Annotated in this window: 15 protein-coding genes; 7 read left to right on the top strand and 8 right to left on the bottom strand. The window is 47.1% G+C overall.

Annotated elements, in window-relative coordinates; genetic code table 11:
* Positions 1–86 precede the first annotated feature (86 nt).
* Both LEPBO_RS37340 and LEPBO_RS0116765 read right to left on the bottom strand, forming a co-directional pair.
* Entirely contained in the window at positions 87–812 is a 726-nt protein-coding gene (locus LEPBO_RS37340; protein ID WP_051077801.1) for a hypothetical protein, read from the bottom strand.
* A gap of 158 nt (positions 813–970) precedes the next feature.
* Positions 971–1,225 carry a hypothetical protein gene (locus LEPBO_RS0116765; protein ID WP_017288715.1) on the bottom strand — a complete coding sequence of 85 codons (255 nt, stop codon included), beginning with the start codon at positions 1,223–1,225 and terminating at the stop codon, positions 971–973.
* 287 nt (positions 1,226–1,512) lie between these two features.
* Between LEPBO_RS0116765 and LEPBO_RS0116760 the strand changes: the two genes are divergently transcribed.
* The 3 genes from LEPBO_RS0116760 to LEPBO_RS37335 all read left to right on the top strand — a co-directional run bounded on the left by LEPBO_RS0116760 (position 1,513) and on the right by LEPBO_RS37335 (position 3,873).
* Positions 1,513–1,800 (top strand): sugar transferase, encoded by a 288-nt coding sequence (locus LEPBO_RS0116760; RefSeq protein ID WP_017288714.1) that lies wholly within the window; start codon positions 1,513–1,515, stop codon positions 1,798–1,800.
* Positions 1,801–1,980: 180 nt separating this feature from the next.
* Positions 1,981–3,237, top strand: coding sequence for an IS110 family RNA-guided transposase (locus tag LEPBO_RS0116755; RefSeq protein ID WP_036044552.1), 1,257 nt, complete (start codon positions 1,981–1,983; stop codon positions 3,235–3,237).
* Positions 3,238–3,420: 183 nt separating this feature from the next.
* Positions 3,421–3,873, top strand: coding sequence for a sugar transferase (locus LEPBO_RS37335; RefSeq protein ID WP_036044657.1), 453 nt, complete (start codon positions 3,421–3,423; stop codon positions 3,871–3,873).
* Between the two features lie 136 nt (positions 3,874–4,009).
* Here LEPBO_RS37335 and galE read toward each other — a convergent pair whose 3' ends face one another.
* Positions 4,010–5,008, bottom strand: a complete 999-nt coding sequence (gene galE, locus LEPBO_RS0116745) for a UDP-glucose 4-epimerase GalE (RefSeq protein WP_017288712.1) — start codon at positions 5,006–5,008, stop codon at positions 4,010–4,012.
* 604 nt (positions 5,009–5,612) lie between these two features.
* Between galE and LEPBO_RS0116740 the strand changes: the two genes are divergently transcribed.
* On the top strand, positions 5,613–6,821 hold the full coding sequence (locus LEPBO_RS0116740; RefSeq protein ID WP_017288710.1) for a YdcF family protein: 1,209 nt from the start codon (positions 5,613–5,615) through the stop codon (positions 6,819–6,821).
* 81 nt (positions 6,822–6,902) lie between these two features.
* On the opposite strand, the gene LEPBO_RS37330 is transcribed toward LEPBO_RS0116740, so the two are convergent.
* Positions 6,903–7,973: a glycosyltransferase family 47 protein gene (locus LEPBO_RS37330; protein WP_017288709.1), complete on the bottom strand. Its 1,071-nt coding sequence runs from the start codon at positions 7,971–7,973 to the stop codon at positions 6,903–6,905.
* 194 nt (positions 7,974–8,167) lie between these two features.
* On the opposite strand from LEPBO_RS37330, the gene LEPBO_RS0116730 reads away from it, so the two are divergent.
* A complete protein-coding gene (locus LEPBO_RS0116730) occupies positions 8,168–9,922 on the top strand; it encodes an ABC transporter ATP-binding protein (protein ID WP_017288708.1) in 1,755 nt (584 codons plus the stop codon).
* Between the two features lie 52 nt (positions 9,923–9,974).
* Here the strand turns inward: LEPBO_RS0116730 and LEPBO_RS0116725 are convergent, their stop codons facing one another.
* The 3 genes from LEPBO_RS0116725 to LEPBO_RS0116715 are packed head-to-tail and all read right to left on the bottom strand — an operon-like array spanning position 9,975 to position 12,301.
* Complete coding sequence (locus LEPBO_RS0116725; protein ID WP_017288707.1) at positions 9,975–11,054, bottom strand: DUF4350 domain-containing protein; 1,080 nt, start codon at positions 11,052–11,054, stop codon at positions 9,975–9,977.
* Positions 11,054–11,674, bottom strand: coding sequence for a DUF4129 domain-containing protein (locus LEPBO_RS0116720; RefSeq protein WP_017288706.1), 621 nt, complete (start codon positions 11,672–11,674; stop codon positions 11,054–11,056). The genes LEPBO_RS0116725 and LEPBO_RS0116720 overlap by 1 nt, the downstream gene beginning before the upstream one ends.
* A 6-nt stretch (positions 11,675–11,680) precedes the next feature.
* A complete protein-coding gene (locus LEPBO_RS0116715) occupies positions 11,681–12,301 on the bottom strand; it encodes a CPP1-like family protein (RefSeq protein ID WP_017288705.1) in 621 nt (206 codons plus the stop codon).
* Between the two features lie 369 nt (positions 12,302–12,670).
* Between LEPBO_RS0116715 and LEPBO_RS0116710 the strand changes: the two genes are divergently transcribed.
* Positions 12,671–13,378, top strand: a complete 708-nt coding sequence (locus LEPBO_RS0116710) for a response regulator transcription factor (RefSeq protein WP_071596170.1) — start codon at positions 12,671–12,673, stop codon at positions 13,376–13,378.
* Positions 13,379–13,531: 153 nt separating this feature from the next.
* Positions 13,532–14,095, top strand: a complete 564-nt coding sequence (locus LEPBO_RS0116705) for a DUF3611 family protein (RefSeq protein ID WP_017288703.1) — start codon at positions 13,532–13,534, stop codon at positions 14,093–14,095.
* A 12-nt stretch (positions 14,096–14,107) separates the two neighbouring features.
* On the opposite strand, the gene LEPBO_RS0116700 is transcribed toward LEPBO_RS0116705, so the two are convergent.
* Positions 14,108–14,368, bottom strand: coding sequence for a DUF2949 domain-containing protein (locus tag LEPBO_RS0116700; RefSeq protein ID WP_017288702.1), 261 nt, complete (start codon positions 14,366–14,368; stop codon positions 14,108–14,110).
* Between the last annotated feature and the right edge of the window lie 347 nt (positions 14,369–14,715).

Below are 14,715 nucleotides of genomic sequence, written 5' to 3'. Positions count from 1 at the left end.
ATCTAACATCTGCGCGATCGCTTCTTGCGTTTTACCTTGTAAATAAAACCGTAACCACTGGGCAGCATCTTCTCCAACCTTCTCGGTCAGATAGTCTTCAAACTGCGAGGCGCGATCGCGCCTCGCAGTTCTTGCTGCTGTTGTTGCGCTTCTGCTTCTTGGAATTGCGCGAGCGCTTCTCCATCTAGCAAACTGACTGTGCCTTCTGCATCATCCGAGGTAATCTCTTCAGAGACGAGCCGAATAAAATCAGCCGCAGGCACTTGAGTCATGCCGCCCCGCTGAGTGCGCTTTTGAAAATTGACGAATCGATAAACTAGCAAAGGCTGGTTGCGAATCGGGCGGAGACAGTACTCTTCGGTTGCGGTTAGCACGATGGCATTGCGTAATCGGGGATCACTGGTGCATTCAGCGATCCACTTCACTTGTTGCTGCATATAGTTGTCATTTTGCAGCAAGTCCTGGATCACTTCTTGTAAGACATCGACAACCGTCGTTTGCCGATCGCGTGACAGCGCAATCCAGGTGTTAATTTTGTTACGAATGACAAACATACTTCCCAAACGCTGCATCAGATTCTTGTAAGCGCGTTGGGGAGGAGTCTCAAAATACCGTTGAACCAGAATGCGATAGCGGTAATCCATCGCTTGGACTTCGATGTCGAGCCGTTCTGCGGTGTAGGTTTCAAAGCGATCGAGATCGTCTCCTAATAACCATTGAACGATACTTTCTCTCGTGGTCTCGCTGCTACGGGGAAGTTCAGTTTTAAGCCGCGATCGCCAGTCCTCGGCGATCTGTTCTACATATGTCATGGTTGCCGTCCTCAATGCCCTGATATAGAGTGTGCCGCAGAGTCGCTCACAAAATCACTTACCCATTCGGGTAAGACTAGTAAACACCGCACTCACTTATATCCGAGGCTTCAGTATAAATCGTTTCTCAAAAGTCGCTCGATGACTCTTAAAATCTTCTAGCTCTTGGAGTCGAGTGACGTGGCAATCCGATCTAGAGTTTCAGTGAGATGAACAATATGATTGACCAACGTCGATTGATTTTCGGTCAAGGTCTGTAAAGCGTTCGTTAAGGCGGAGAGTTGCTTGCCTTGCTGATCGACTTGTGTCGTAATCGTGTCGAGTCGATCAGAGAGTTGCTCGATCGTTTCAGCCGCCGCGATCGTCGTCTCGGCAAGATCGTGCACGATCGCCGCAAGTTGTTGTGATTCCAAAATTCAATGTCCTCCTCATCAGCTGAAATTTGATAGGGCAACGGCTGAACCCTATTTTAATCGAGCTTTCTCATTCCCTGCGCTGTAATTAATTGCGTCAAGCGTAAAACTACTCAGGTTACTCTTCACGGAATCTTCATAAAAACCAAAAATGCGGACAAGAGTAAAAAGTTTTGAGGAAATATCTGAGTGAGGGCTATTAGTAAATTTGGGCTTTCGTTAGGCTTTACATGAAAGTATGAGACCTGACTTCAGTGATACCACGGTTTCAAGCATTTGCCCGAACTATGTTTAATCCTACTCTTGCCTCGTCATTCACCGATTCTCAGATTGCATCAACCAATTTTCAAGTGCCCCATCGATCTACTACTTCTTTCTTGAAGCGCGCCATCGACATTGTTGGTAGCGTAGCCGGACTCTTGATCGTAGCGATATTATTCGTCCCTTTGGCGATCGCGATTCGGTTAGATAGCCCAGGGCCAATTTTCTATGGGCAAGAACGGCATGGTTTTATGGGTAGACAAGGGCAGTACCGAAGAGATCAGAATTGCCCTGAGAATAGGCAAGGTCAGTGACGACTATGCAACGGGCGACAGCCAGATGACTTCTAACATATTGTCGCACTGACCTCGCTTCCTAGTCCTCAATGAACGAATCCTCAGGGACAGATTTTTATGTCTGCCATAATACTTTCGCCTGAAGACTGGGATTGAAACCAAGTTCATGATGACACATTCCTTCGGAGGTGGACTCAGATGACTGACATGCCTTATGTGGCTTTGATTGGTTTAGATTGGGCAGACCAAAAGCACGATGTGTGTTTGTATGATTGTGCGGCTCAAACTCAAGAACATTGCGTGATTGGCGCTCGACCAGAAGCGATTGAAGCCTGGGCAATGCAATTGCGGGTGCGCTATGGAGGACAACCGATTGCTGTTTGCCTGGAACAGAAACGAGGACCGTTGATCTATGCATTGTGTAAGTACGAGTTCCTTGTCCTCTATCCCGTCAATCCTCAAACCGTCTCTAAGTATCGTCAAGTCTTTACTCCGAGTCGTGCAAAGGATGATCCGACGGATGCAGCACTGCAGGTTGAACTTCTTCGGAAACACCGGGATAAACTGACGGTTTGGCAACCTGCCAGCCCAATGCTCAGAAAACTGCAAGCACTCGTCGAATGGCGACGCACGCTGATTGAAGATATTGGACGCACGACCAATCGTCTCGTCGATGTGCTCAAAGGATACTTTCCTCAAGCGATTGACTGTTTCGAGCATCGCGATACGATGGTGTTCTGTGACTTTCTCACACAATGGTCAACTTTGAGTGCGGTGCAGCAAGTCAGCGATGAACAGTTGCAGCAGTTTTTCTGTGAGCATCATTCTCGCTACAAAGACTGCAATGCTCGTCGAATTGAGTGTTTACGCAACGGTATTCCACTCACGCAAGATTCGGCGATCGTCGAATCGTCTCAACTCATGGTGCAAGCCTTGGTCAGCCAACTTCGTAGCTTGCTCACATCGGTGCGTCAGTTTGAAGCCCAAATAGATCGCGAATTCAATCAACTGCCTGATGCTGCGATCTTTGCGGCGCTCCCTCATGCTGGAACTAACCTCGCGCCACGATTGCTGCTGGCGTTTGGAGAAGATCGCACTCGTTATCAAACTGCCCAAGACTTGTTGCAGTATGCAGGCATTGCTCCGGTAACCGAACGCAGTGGGAAAAAGTGTTGGATACATTGGCGTTGGGGAGCACCGAGATTCTTACGCCAAACCTTCATTGAGTGGGCGAATGAATCGCGCAAAGCGTCCCTCTGGGCAAAGGCATTCTATCAAGCTCAGAAACAAGCTGGAAAGACGCATCAAGCTGCAATTCGAGCACTGGCGTTTAAGTGGATTCGGATTCTATTTCGTTGCTGGCAAGACCGAGTTCCGTATGATGAAGCCAAGTACCTCCTGGCATTGCACCAAAAAGGGTCACCCTTAGCACAGCAAATTCTTTCACAAGCATGAACGCGACATTTGTCATGGTGTGAATGTAGGAATGAAACTCAATGTAATTTAGATTTTCGATTCTAAACTTACTGAAGTTATCAGATTGAGAATCGATAGAATTGTGATGTCTAGAATGAATCTAACAATGATGGTAGAAGCACTTTTTCACATTCTTACTTGACTTAGAGAAGCTCAGGGAATATGTTAGGCAAACCGTTTCGGATGTACAAGTTCCGATCCATGGTCGATGGAGCCGAGCATCTAAAATCCCAGGTTGAGAATGAAGCAGAAGGCTTAATTTTCAAAAATCAACAAGATCCGCGCATTACTCGGGTTGGGCGTTTCCTTCGGAAGACGAGCCTCGATGAGTTGCCCCAGTTTTGGAACGTATTGCGGGGCGAAATGAGTCTCGTTGGGACTCGTCCACCGACTCCCGATGAGGTCGCTCAGTATAGCGAACATCACTGGCAGCGCTTAAATGTAAAGCCTGGTATTACAGGCGAATGGCAGGTGAATGGACGATCAATGGTGAAGGATTTTGAAGAAATCGTTCAGTTAGATCTGCGGTATCAAGCGCTGTGGACACCGTTTTATGACATTGTTCTGATTGTGAGAACGATTTATGTCATCTTTGCCAGGGTTGGAGCGTTTTAGATCACTCGAATCATTGCAAACAAAAGCTCTGAGTTTTGAGAAACTCAGAGCTTTTGGCATGAATTGGGGATTGTGTCATTTTGCATGAGGCAAGAAGGTGGAGTTTTACAAGACTCCGCCTTCCGAAAATTTTCGTCTAAGCGTGGCGTTTCTGATGCCATTGCCAAGCGTGGCTAAGAATCTGCTCTAAATCCGCATATTGCGGATTCCAACCGAGCAGGGATCGCGCTTTTTCTGCACTGCCAACCAGCGCAGGCGGATCGCCCGGGCGACGATCGCACTCGATCGCGTTAATCGATCGACCCGTCACCTTACGCGCCATCTCGATCACTTCTCTAACCGAGAATCCGTTGCCATTGCCCAAGTTAAATCGCTGAGAATTACCCCCTTGCAGCAAGTAATTCAGCCCAAGCACATGCGCGTCAGCCAGATCGCTGACGTGAATATAATCCCGAATACAGGTTCCGTCAGGAGTTGGATAATCTGTTCCGAGAATTGAGATGGCATCTCGCTTCCCTAGAGCCGCCATCAACACTAACGGAATTAAGTGAGTTTCAGGCTGGTGATCTTCACCGAGCCGCCCCTGGGGATCAGCTCCCGCAGCATTAAAGTAACGAAACGCCACAGATTTGAAATCGTAGGCTTGATCGAAATCGGCTAAGATGCGCTCAACCATCAGCTTTGTCGCACCATACGGGTTGATCGGATCTTGAGGATGATCTTCAGGAATGGGGACTATTTTCGGAACGCCATACGTCGCGCAAGTCGAGGAGAAGACAAAAGATTTAATCCCAGCCGCGACCATTGCTTCTAACAAAGTCAACGTTCCAATCACATTATTGCGGTAGTACTTATCTGGGTAGGCGACTGATTCACCGACATAGGCATAAGCAGCAAAGTGCATCACCGCGCTAAAGGGACGAGCAGCAAACACACGATCGAGCAATTCGCGATCGTTCGTATCTCCTTCGATTAACTCGACCTTCAGCACATTCTCAACAATATCGCGGTGTCCGTAAACGAGATTGTCAAAGACCACCACTTCATAGCCCGCATTTTGCAAAGCAAGCACCGCGTGAGAACCGATATATCCGGCTCCACCTGTCACTAATACGATCGGCTTTTCAGATGACACAATAAATCCTCACCCAAGTTCTAGGACTATTCCCACTTCAGGAACGCGCTTTCACATTCAGGAGAAAGCGGCGAACTTATTTAAGTTTTCATGACGCGGGAGTTACTTGAAAATATCGCGCGTTAACAAGAATAAGATCACTGCAAATACGATACCCGCTAAAATCAGTTCCACTGAATTTTCCTCCTGTACACCCTTAGTCTGTTTGCCACTTTTGCAAAATTGATTGGAAGATTCAAGCCATCAATCTTGAATTTTGCCTGATTTTTGATCCGTTCTGACACTCAAAATCCGTAGATTTTCCAAAAAAGTGTTTCCGCTACGATGTTTTTGAAAAAAATCTGCAATTCGGTTCAAGAAACGCCCTACGAACTAAGAAATTTCGGTACAATCCTAGTCTTGAAACCGTTTATTTTTTAGTGCAAGTCTAAATTAATGGAGTTCGATCGTCATCATTAGGTGATTCATTTTTTACGAACGAGTTACGTTTGCAAATTGGATACCTACGGGTAATCTTGAAGCGATGAAGTTTTATCTTCAATTTAATCGTTGAAGGAGTGCTTTCGGTGGTGAGGAACATTTCAACAATGCAAGGGATTGTTAGATGGTTTTATTAGTAACTGATGTATTTGTGCTATTGACTCAGGTGTTGCTCTGGGTGGTAGTGGGTCTGTTTGCCTGGTATGTCTTGCTGCGCGCACTTCCGAGAGCATTCCTGGGTGGATTAGTTCTTTTACTACTATTAGGGGTAGCTGCATTTACGTTCTATCGCGGATCGCCTCAAGAAGGGCTGATTGGTGATCTGTTCCGAGTAATTGCGATTCCATTTACCCCGCTTGGGATTATCTTGGTCTTGCTGCTGATTGCCTTTACTGAGTTGGTTCGGGGCGGGAAGTTGTCCAAGACTGGATTACTGCTGCTCCGAATTGCGATTCCGGCGTTACTGATTCTCAGTATTCCTGCGGTATCGTACTTCTTAGCACAGCGAGCAGAGGCGGAAGCGATCTCGATTACTCGTCCGATCGCGACCGAAGCGCTTCCGGCGGGGGCAAGGCGAGTGATTGTGGCTTTGGCACAGGATACGACTCAATTACAGTTAAGACCGCTCACGCAACCGATTCCTGCGCCCCCTGCGCCTCCGACCAATCAACTCATTCAGCCGCCGGCTCCGATTCCGCCTGGAGCATTTACGGTGTTAGCAGAGCAACCGATTCAGCTAACAGAGCGAGGAGATATTCTCACCTATACCAATCAGCTTTATCAGGACGAACGAGCACGGGGAACGGCTCCCCTGGTATTGGTAAGTGCAGGCACTCGACCTGAGCGGAATCGCAAGCAGGGAGAAACTCGGGATGAGGTGTCTGAAGCCGCAGATGCGCGGAGATTTTTACAGCGATTAGGAATTCCAGCAGAGGATATTATCGGCGATTCTAATAGTCCGACGATCATTGATAGTGCAAGAAATGCTCGTGAAGAGTTACGACGACGTGGCGTGAATTTTGGCAATCAGTTGATTTTGGTCGCTTCTGCGATCGAGATGAATCGGGCGACGCTCACGTTCACTCGCGAGTTTAATCTGAATAATGTTCCGCTGAGCGTAATTTCGCGTCCGACGAACTTTTACACGTTGCCGCCCAGAGAGTCACTGCGAGGCAGGGCACAAGGACGAGATGTGGTGGAGCGCAATTTTCAACTCTCGGATCTCCTGCCCAGTATTGATGCGTTGTCTCTGAGTTCTAAAGTGCTTAATGAATACATCGCTTCGATCTATTACTTCTTACGAGGATGGATTCGACCGATTCGGACGCTCTAGAACGCATTTGCATTGAGTTTGTATTGAACAAGGGTAGAGATGGTCCGTCTCTACCCTTGTTCTTCGGACAGCCCCGCGGGATTAGGGAATATGAGGGAGTTGATTCAACGCTGCTGCAATCTGTTTGCCAATGACGGGTTCTGCCATTTGCGTTTCCCACCATGCCAGAGTTTGCTCGTGAATTTCCCGCATTTGCCGTTGATCGCTCAGTAGTGCTGCAAGAACAGGTTCAAGATTTTTCCAGTTTTTCACACGCACGACTGGAGCATTTCGATAGAACTCACGGTTTGGTAAATCTTCAACGACAATCACACAGCCATAGCGCATGGCTTCACAAATCCGAAAAGACTCAAGGGTGGTTCCTCGGGGCACTAAACACACTTTGGCGTTCATTAAGTTCTCGCTGTAACTCCATGCCGATTCTTCGCTGACGACTCCAAACGCCTGTTGAATGGCTAATTGCACCCGATATTGAGGATGGTTTTGGTGAAAGCGATCGAGATTTTCCAGCATCTGCGATCGCGCCACAATCTTTGGTGTTTTGAGCCAGTTTTTAGTTGACCACTTGGAATAGATATTGTTCTGAACACTGCCATCGAAGAACACATCATAGGTACGATCTTCTATTGCTTTAATAGGCAAGTTTTCAGAATTGTAATATCCGCCGGGTATATCAAAGATAGGCGCAACTCTTACGTTTTTTAAGATAAGCGATCTGAGCTTTTGAAATTCGTAGTTAATTAGTAACGGTAGCCGTAACGATAGATTGCTAAAATACTGAATTAGCGTGATGAAATCTCGATAGGAAGGCTTCAAGAAATTCTTCCATTGCATTTCCTGAGTAATGCCATAGGACTTAAAGACTGCCCCAACTTTGTGAATGTATTGAGGAATTCGATAGTGTTCATCGCCGATGATTAAGACGATGACATTGTCACCATAAGAGGGCAACGTCCGCATATCACTCAGCGTGACATAGAAAACCAGCCCGCTTCTCCCTAGATTTTCCTCAACCTTTTGCAAGACCTGACCAAAGTAGGCAACAAACCCGCGGTTCTGAGGGTTTGGGTCGTAGATATCCCAAGGTTCCGGGGGAAGGGTTGGATCGACATAGATATAGTACTGGTTTGCCAGCCTCTGCGTGGTTTGCATCGTTAGAAGCGCCAGATAAATTTGATACTTTCTATTGTCCAACAAGTCGCTTATCGATTCCGTAAATCCCCTTAGTGATCTTGTGAACTTTGCGTGAAAAGTTGGTTAAGTTGCATCCGTATTTCTCTTTATTTAATTGAAATTTGCTTTTTCAAGCACGCTACTATAGGAAAGTTTCGATAGTAGGCAGAGTTATGGCGCGATCGCAGGGACAACTTCAAAAGCTGGGAACTTATCTTCGTCCGCATTGGCGAGATGCAACTCTCGGGGTTTCGGCGTTGTTAGTGGTGAATGCGATCGGCATTTATATTCCGCTGCAAATCCGCAATGCGGTTGATACGCTGAGTGTGACATTTAGTGTCCAACAAATTTTCTCTTATGCGCTGTTAATTTTGGCACTTGCATCTGTGATGCTAGTCGTGAGAATGACTTCGCGAATTTTGCTGTTTGGGGTAGGGCGGCAGGTTGAATTTGATTTAAAACAGAAAATTTTTAATCACTTGCTGACCTTAGAGCCTGCTTATTTTGCTGCGAATACGGTCGGAGATTTGATCAATCGGGCGACGAGTGATGTGGATAATATTCGTCGCCTCTTGGGATTTGCAGTCTTGAGTTTAGCGAATACTCTGTTTGCTTATGCGTTGACGTTGCCTGCGATGATTGCGATCGATGCGAGGCTGAGCCTGCTCGCGCTTTCGGTTTATCCATTTATGCTGATTTTGGTCAGTTTGTTCAGTAATAAACTGCGATCGCAACAGTTAACCGTTCAAGAAGAACTCTCAACTTTGAGTGAACTGGTTCAAGAAGATATGAGCGGCATTGCGCTGATCAAGATCTATGCGCAAGAGCAAAATGAGCGGAATGCGTTTCGAGGTCTGAACAGATCGCTACTAAATGCTAATCTCAAGCTCGCCTTGACCCGAAATATTCTGTTTCCGATTTTGCAGGGTGTCGCTTACGGAAGTGCATTGATTTTGCTGTGGTTTGGAGGTGGATCGATCGCGCGGGGAGAAATTACAGTCGGTGACTTTATCGCGCTGCTGATTTTCGTCGAACGATTAGCATTTCCGACGGCATTACTTGGATTCACGATTACGGCTTATCAACGCGGTGAGGTGAGTATCGATCGCATTGAATCGATTCTGACCGTCGAGCCGAAAATTCAAGATACGCCTGACTCGATTCCGCTGCCGTTAGCGCAAGTTAGAGGCAAGCTGAGTGCTCAGAATTTGACATTTCGCTATCCCGGTGCAACTGAGCCTGCATTGAATCAGATTGATTTTGTGATCGATCCGGGTGAAACAGTTGCGATCGTCGGTGCAATTGGATCGGGAAAATCGACGTTGGCAAATGCTTTGCCGCGATTGCTCGATATCTCACCGAATCAGCTATTTGTGGATGGGTATGACATTACAGATTTGCGATTAACCGATTTGCGAGGTGCGATCGCTTATGTGCCTCAAGAAAGTTTCTTATTTAGTACAACAATTCGCAATAACATTCGCTACGGCAACCCCATGGCGGATCAATCTGACGTGGAACTGGCTGCAAAAATTGCTCAGATTCATGGCGAGGTGCTGAATTTCCCGCAGCATTACGACACGATCGTTGGAGAGCGAGGAATTACCTTATCGGGTGGACAACGGCAACGGACTGCATTAGCCCGAGCTTTGTTAGTCGATAGCCCGATTTTGATTCTAGATGATGCGTTGTCGAGTGTAGACAATCAAACGGCAACTCGGATTTTGAAGAATTTGTCAGAAGGCACGGTTCGGAAAACGGTTGTGTTTATTTCGCACCAACTTTCTGCGGCAGCCTTAGCAGATCGAATTTTTGTCATGGATCAGGGGCGAATTGTACAGATGGGCACTCACGGTGATTTGATTGAGCAACCAGGGCTTTATCGATCGCTCTGGGAGCAAAACCAGTTAGAAGAGGCTTTGAAGTAAGTGTAGTTCGCAGCCAAAACGCCTACGGTTTGCAATTTGATGGTGGCGAAAATCACCTTGGAAGATGCTGTTTAATTTCGCGAACTTGAGTTAACCATTTGCGTAACTCTGTCTCACTCAAGCGCCGATTCGCAAAAAGCGGCTCCAATTCTGAAGCAGTCCGACCCGTTTGTTCGACCCAGGCGCTCATCAGCGCTTCTCGATCGAGCAACGCTCCCCCGATGCCTAACGATCGCTGAATCTGCAACCGCTCCTCTCGCCCGACAACATCCACCACAAACTCGCTCCGTCTCGCTTTGTACAGCACGCCTGCTAGCGCCTGCGTATACGCCTGACTATCATTTGTCTTAGGACTTTCCAACGGTTGCGGTTGCCCAAATCGGCGATTCTTTGCCCAAATTAATACCAAGATCACTACACCTGTCTGGAGCAACACCACAGCGAGTGGCGTTCTCATCAAATAATCGCCCCAGTTCCGTGCTTGGTCTGCTCCTGATTCTTCGGATTTGTCCTGATAGCCATGAAGATACTCATCAACCCAAATCTTCTGCCCGTATCGAGTAGCAAGCTGAGCGAAAAATGGAAAATTTCCAGGCTCATCTTGATATGCATTGGCTGCAATGAAAGGCGTTACCACGAAAATGACGCGTCCTTTTCCTTTCTTGACTTCCCACACGATCGAGCCGAATCGATCGCCTAAAATCTCCATTGCACCAGATTTCAGCAATCGCCGAGATGTTTCAATTTTTACTGTCCCCTGATCGCTCTGATGCTGTGTCGAAAATCCTGCCTCGGTTGCGGGTAACTCTCGTCCCAGAATGATCCAAGTATTTCCACGTTCTACCCAGTTTTCTACGTCGTTTGCTCTCGATTGCGTCGGATCGATCTGAATCATCGTATTGCCCGTTCCAGTGATCGAGCGATCGACTTCCGAAGTACTCTTGCGCCAGCGTTGCACAGGGGTGCCTTGACGCTGCATATAAGCGTACCAAGCCCCGTAGCCATCCGGCGAACGGCTAAACGTCGAACCGCTCATCAAGCGATTGCTTCTGGGCGCAACAAATAACGTGAGGACAATCAGCACCGCGACTGCAATCAGCCCAAATACCCAACGTCGATCGAGTTTTTTCATCACGCCATTTTTGCCATATCGAGGGTCGCGCGTTCAATGTTGCCATAAGCTCGCTGAACCCGCTCAAACATTTCGGCAGAAATCGGCGCATTACTGAAACAAAGCAGCTCATGCGTCTCTAACACCATCTGATAGGACTCAGAGTCTGGTAGAAGCTGAACCAAGCGCAAATATTCTCGATCTGTGCGGCTTTGATCCGTTGGAATCAATTTTGTCTCACTTAACCGCTGCAACATTGCCATATAGAGCGCACGCGAAGCCTCTCGGTAATTTCCCTGCTGTTGAAATTCCTGAGCCGATCTGACCCAAGCCGCGATCGAGCGTTCTTTTTCGGGTTGCGTGGATCTGCGATCGAGAAATTTGCCGAACTGCGATTGATTAGCTTCTAACAGCGGACGCAGCCACAGATAAATTTGCCACAACAGCCAGCCCCCCGCGCCAACAATGATCAGCCAAAATGCTGCTTCCCACCACCAAGCCGGAAACGACCAATTCGGCATATCGGGAACCCCAGGCGGTTGCAATCCAGCGAACCTCAACTCAAGCCATTCACCCGCCTGCCGGAAAAATTGCTGAATTTGCCAACTAATATCACTTTTCTGAAATTGATCCGCCGCCATCTGGATTTATTTGGTAAAGCTACTGACCAACCATAAAACCAGAAAAGTCACCAAACTGATCAAAACTTCATTCGTCAGCACCAACGCACCCAAATAAGGTGCTAAAAATGTGTAAGCCACGCCCCCGATCGCAAATCCCAACAGCAACCCAACTACGCCTAATAAAACTGAGCGACCTAATTTTCGCTCCTTACGGTAAAGAAAATACAACGTGCTGCCTGTTGCGAGCGCCATCGCCATCTGAAGGACAGCATTCGTTGGAGAGAAATACACTAACGTCCCTAGCGCTGCCATTGTCATTCCAGGAATGACAATATCTCTGGCACTCGGCTGATCGATCAAACTTTTCAACCATTGAGCCGACTGATTTGCAGGTGCAGGCGTTTCGACAGGAGCCGGGGTCGCCAACTTTTCAGGGAAGCGAATTCGATCGGGCACTTTGATCTTGCCTTCTTGCCGCAACCGTAGTCGTTCCATCAGCACAGAATCATATGCTGCCTCAATTTCCGAAATTTTTCGCTGATCACCAGCTAATTCTTCAACCAAACGAGTTCGTGCCGTTTGAATCTCTTCAAACGTCGCACCTTCGGAAACGCCTAACTTTTCATAGGGACTTTGCGCGCTCATGGGCTTGTTACTCCACCTTCACCTACTAAAGTAACCTAGCGATGGTCGGGATTACAACTAGAGTGTAGACGATAGAATACAGACTTGAGATATTTTGCCTTCAGCAAATTTACGCCCTGCGATATCCGTACACTGCGAGAACTTCGTGACTTGGAGTGTTCGCAATTTCCACATCGAATAGAACGGCGACCGTGATTTTGCGGAAACTCGGACAAATCGGGATATTCTATTCAAAAGCTGAGGCATACTAATGCTGATGACAAGATTCTTCTGTGTAAGCAGAATCAGGGATTTTTCTGTTGGCTCCGATCTCAATTTGCTCTAGGTACTGTCATCTGCCCTTCTCAATTTATTTTTTAGCGCAAGGTTATGGTCATGGCTCCAGCCAAGATACTCGTCGTTGATGATGATCCAGCGATTCGCAATTTGGTTCATCGTTTCTTGACTAAGCAAAATTATCAAATGGAATCTGCTGAAGATGGAAAGTCTGCGATGCAGGTGTTTGAGCAGTTTAATCCTGATTTGGTGATTTTAGATGTGAATTTACCGGATGCAAATGGCTACTCGCTGTGCCAAGAAATGCAGAGCCGGACAAATGTATTTGTCTTGATGCTGACAAGCCGCACGGATGAGGCGGACAAAGTTCGGGGCTTTGCTCAAGGTGCAGATGATTACATTACGAAGCCCTTCAGTTTGGTGGAATTAGGTGGACGAGTGGGGGCAATTCTCAAACGTCAGCGAATTGTGACCACCGCAGAACAGCAGTGTCTCACGTTTGGTGGATTAATGATTGATCCGGTTCGGCGTGAGGTCAAGTTGAATGAGGAAATTGTGCCGTTGACGGCATTAGAGTTTGATTTGTTGCATTTCCTCGCAGCACATCCCGGGCGAGTTTGGCGACGGGCTGAGTTGATTCAAGAAGTTTGGGATTATGAATATGTCGGTGACCAACGTGTGGTGGACGTGCATATCGGACAAATCCGCAAAAAGATTGAAATCGATACGAGTCAGCCTGCTTTGATTCAGACGGTGCGGGGCGTAGGTTATAAGTTTGAATCGCCTGCGGTGGTCAGTTAGAGCAGCATTTGAGTCTGAGTGTGCCGGGATGAAATTCGTCCCGGCTTTGTTGTATTTGGGCGCGATCGCGAGTTTCATCATCATTTTTAATTGCAAGTCCGACTTCCGACTGCATCTTGTTTTAAGCTGGAACTAGCTTCTGTGTGAATTCCTATGGCAAGATCCGACTCTTCTCCGACCTTGAGAGAAATTGCAAACACATTTCGATTCGCGGGATGGTTTAGCTTTTGGTTTCAGTTAGTTTTAACTGTGATCTCTGGCGCAATTTTGTTATTTGCCGCCGTTTCAAATCGCAATCCTCAAGGAACGAATCCAACCACAGGGATTGGAGTTGTGCTGACCGTCTGTGGAATCTTGGTGCTGGGATTCAATATGTATTGGTCGTTAATGAAATATGTTCCGATTGGGCGGCAGCTCAGATCAGAGAATCCAGCAGCACGTCCGAAAAAGGCAGAGGCGATTCAGACGATTCGGATCGGACTGATGGCAAGTTTGGTGGGGACGTTGCTGGCGCTATTGGGGGCAGAAGCGATCGTCGGATTACTGTTTGGAAAAGCTGTGAATCAAGGATTTGCAGGGTTCGTGAACGTTGATCCAGCGAAGTTTATTCAACCGATCGATATTTTGGTGGTGCAAGCTAGTATTAACGTGATTTTGGCTCAGTTTGCTGCGATTTCGACATCGCTGTGGCTACTCAACAAAATGAGCAAGCAATAACTCAAGCAAGTACTAGCGAGCCATCCAATCAAAAATCTGATTCAACTGATCAATCGAGACAAATCCGTAGCGCCAAAGCACCATTGGCAACGTGCCTCGTTCTTGTTGGCAGTGACGCAGAGCAAGGTCGATCGAGTCGTCTGAAACTGCCAATTCGTCTTTTAGATAGTCAATGAGTTCAATCTCTGTGGATTCAGCAGGTGCTATCCAATCGATCTGTTGGAGTGCAACCTCTGAACTTTGTTGAATGGTGTCGGGGGGTAGAACCGCCATCGAAATCCTCGTCATGTTGAAGTAGATGTTTTTTTAGGCTGTCGGAGCGCAGGGACATCATCCTATCACTAAAAATTCGTCCTTGTGCTGCTTTAACTGTGACTTCAGGGGGAAAATCTGAAATTTAAAATTGCCGTACCAGATGTTATACGACTAAGTTGAGGAAATTATGTCGATCGAAAGTCTGAACTTGGTAAGGGTGCTCGTTAAATATGAGACACACTACTAGTAGCAGAAATCAATCAAACTCATCTGTCACACTCTATCCAAAGTGCCCGGAGTTGCAAATTAGACTTCAAGCTAATGATCAAAATTTCAGCTTGGCTTAATTTTTGTATAGAAGGAAT

It is taken from the genome of Leptolyngbya boryana PCC 6306 (genome assembly GCF_000353285.1).
In the GTDB taxonomy this organism is placed as follows: Bacteria; Cyanobacteriota; Cyanobacteriia; order Leptolyngbyales; family Leptolyngbyaceae; genus Leptolyngbya; species Leptolyngbya boryana.
The sequence above is the reverse complement of the archived record's forward strand: the minus strand, read 5'-3'. Positions and strand labels throughout refer to the sequence as shown.

Excerpts from the sequence above, each read along its gene's own strand:
- LEPBO_RS0116720 (WP_017288706.1), bottom strand. The coding sequence starts at position 11,674 with ATGGCGGCGGATCAATTTCAGAAAAGTGATATTAGTTGGCAAATTCAG.
- LEPBO_RS0116700 (WP_017288702.1), bottom strand. The coding sequence starts at position 14,368 with ATGGCGGTTCTACCCCCCGACACCATTCAACAAAGTTCAGAGGTTGCA.
- LEPBO_RS0116760 (WP_017288714.1), top strand. The coding sequence starts at position 1,513 with ATGTTTAATCCTACTCTTGCCTCGTCATTCACCGATTCTCAGATTGCA.
- LEPBO_RS0116755 (WP_036044552.1), top strand. The coding sequence starts at position 1,981 with ATGACTGACATGCCTTATGTGGCTTTGATTGGTTTAGATTGGGCAGAC.
- LEPBO_RS0116725 (WP_017288707.1), bottom strand. The coding sequence starts at position 11,054 with ATGAAAAAACTCGATCGACGTTGGGTATTTGGGCTGATTGCAGTCGCG.
- LEPBO_RS0116705 (WP_017288703.1), top strand. The coding sequence starts at position 13,532 with ATGGCAAGATCCGACTCTTCTCCGACCTTGAGAGAAATTGCAAACACA.
- LEPBO_RS37340 (WP_051077801.1), bottom strand. The coding sequence starts at position 812 with ATGACATATGTAGAACAGATCGCCGAGGACTGGCGATCGCGGCTTAAA.
- LEPBO_RS0116740 (WP_017288710.1), top strand. The coding sequence starts at position 5,613 with ATGGTTTTATTAGTAACTGATGTATTTGTGCTATTGACTCAGGTGTTG.
- LEPBO_RS0116710 (WP_071596170.1), top strand. The coding sequence starts at position 12,671 with ATGGTCATGGCTCCAGCCAAGATACTCGTCGTTGATGATGATCCAGCG.
- LEPBO_RS0116730 (WP_017288708.1), top strand. The coding sequence starts at position 8,168 with ATGGCGCGATCGCAGGGACAACTTCAAAAGCTGGGAACTTATCTTCGT.
- LEPBO_RS37330 (WP_017288709.1), bottom strand. The coding sequence starts at position 7,973 with ATGCAAACCACGCAGAGGCTGGCAAACCAGTACTATATCTATGTCGAT.
- LEPBO_RS0116715 (WP_017288705.1), bottom strand. The coding sequence starts at position 12,301 with ATGAGCGCGCAAAGTCCCTATGAAAAGTTAGGCGTTTCCGAAGGTGCG.
- LEPBO_RS37335 (WP_036044657.1), top strand. The coding sequence starts at position 3,421 with ATGTTAGGCAAACCGTTTCGGATGTACAAGTTCCGATCCATGGTCGAT.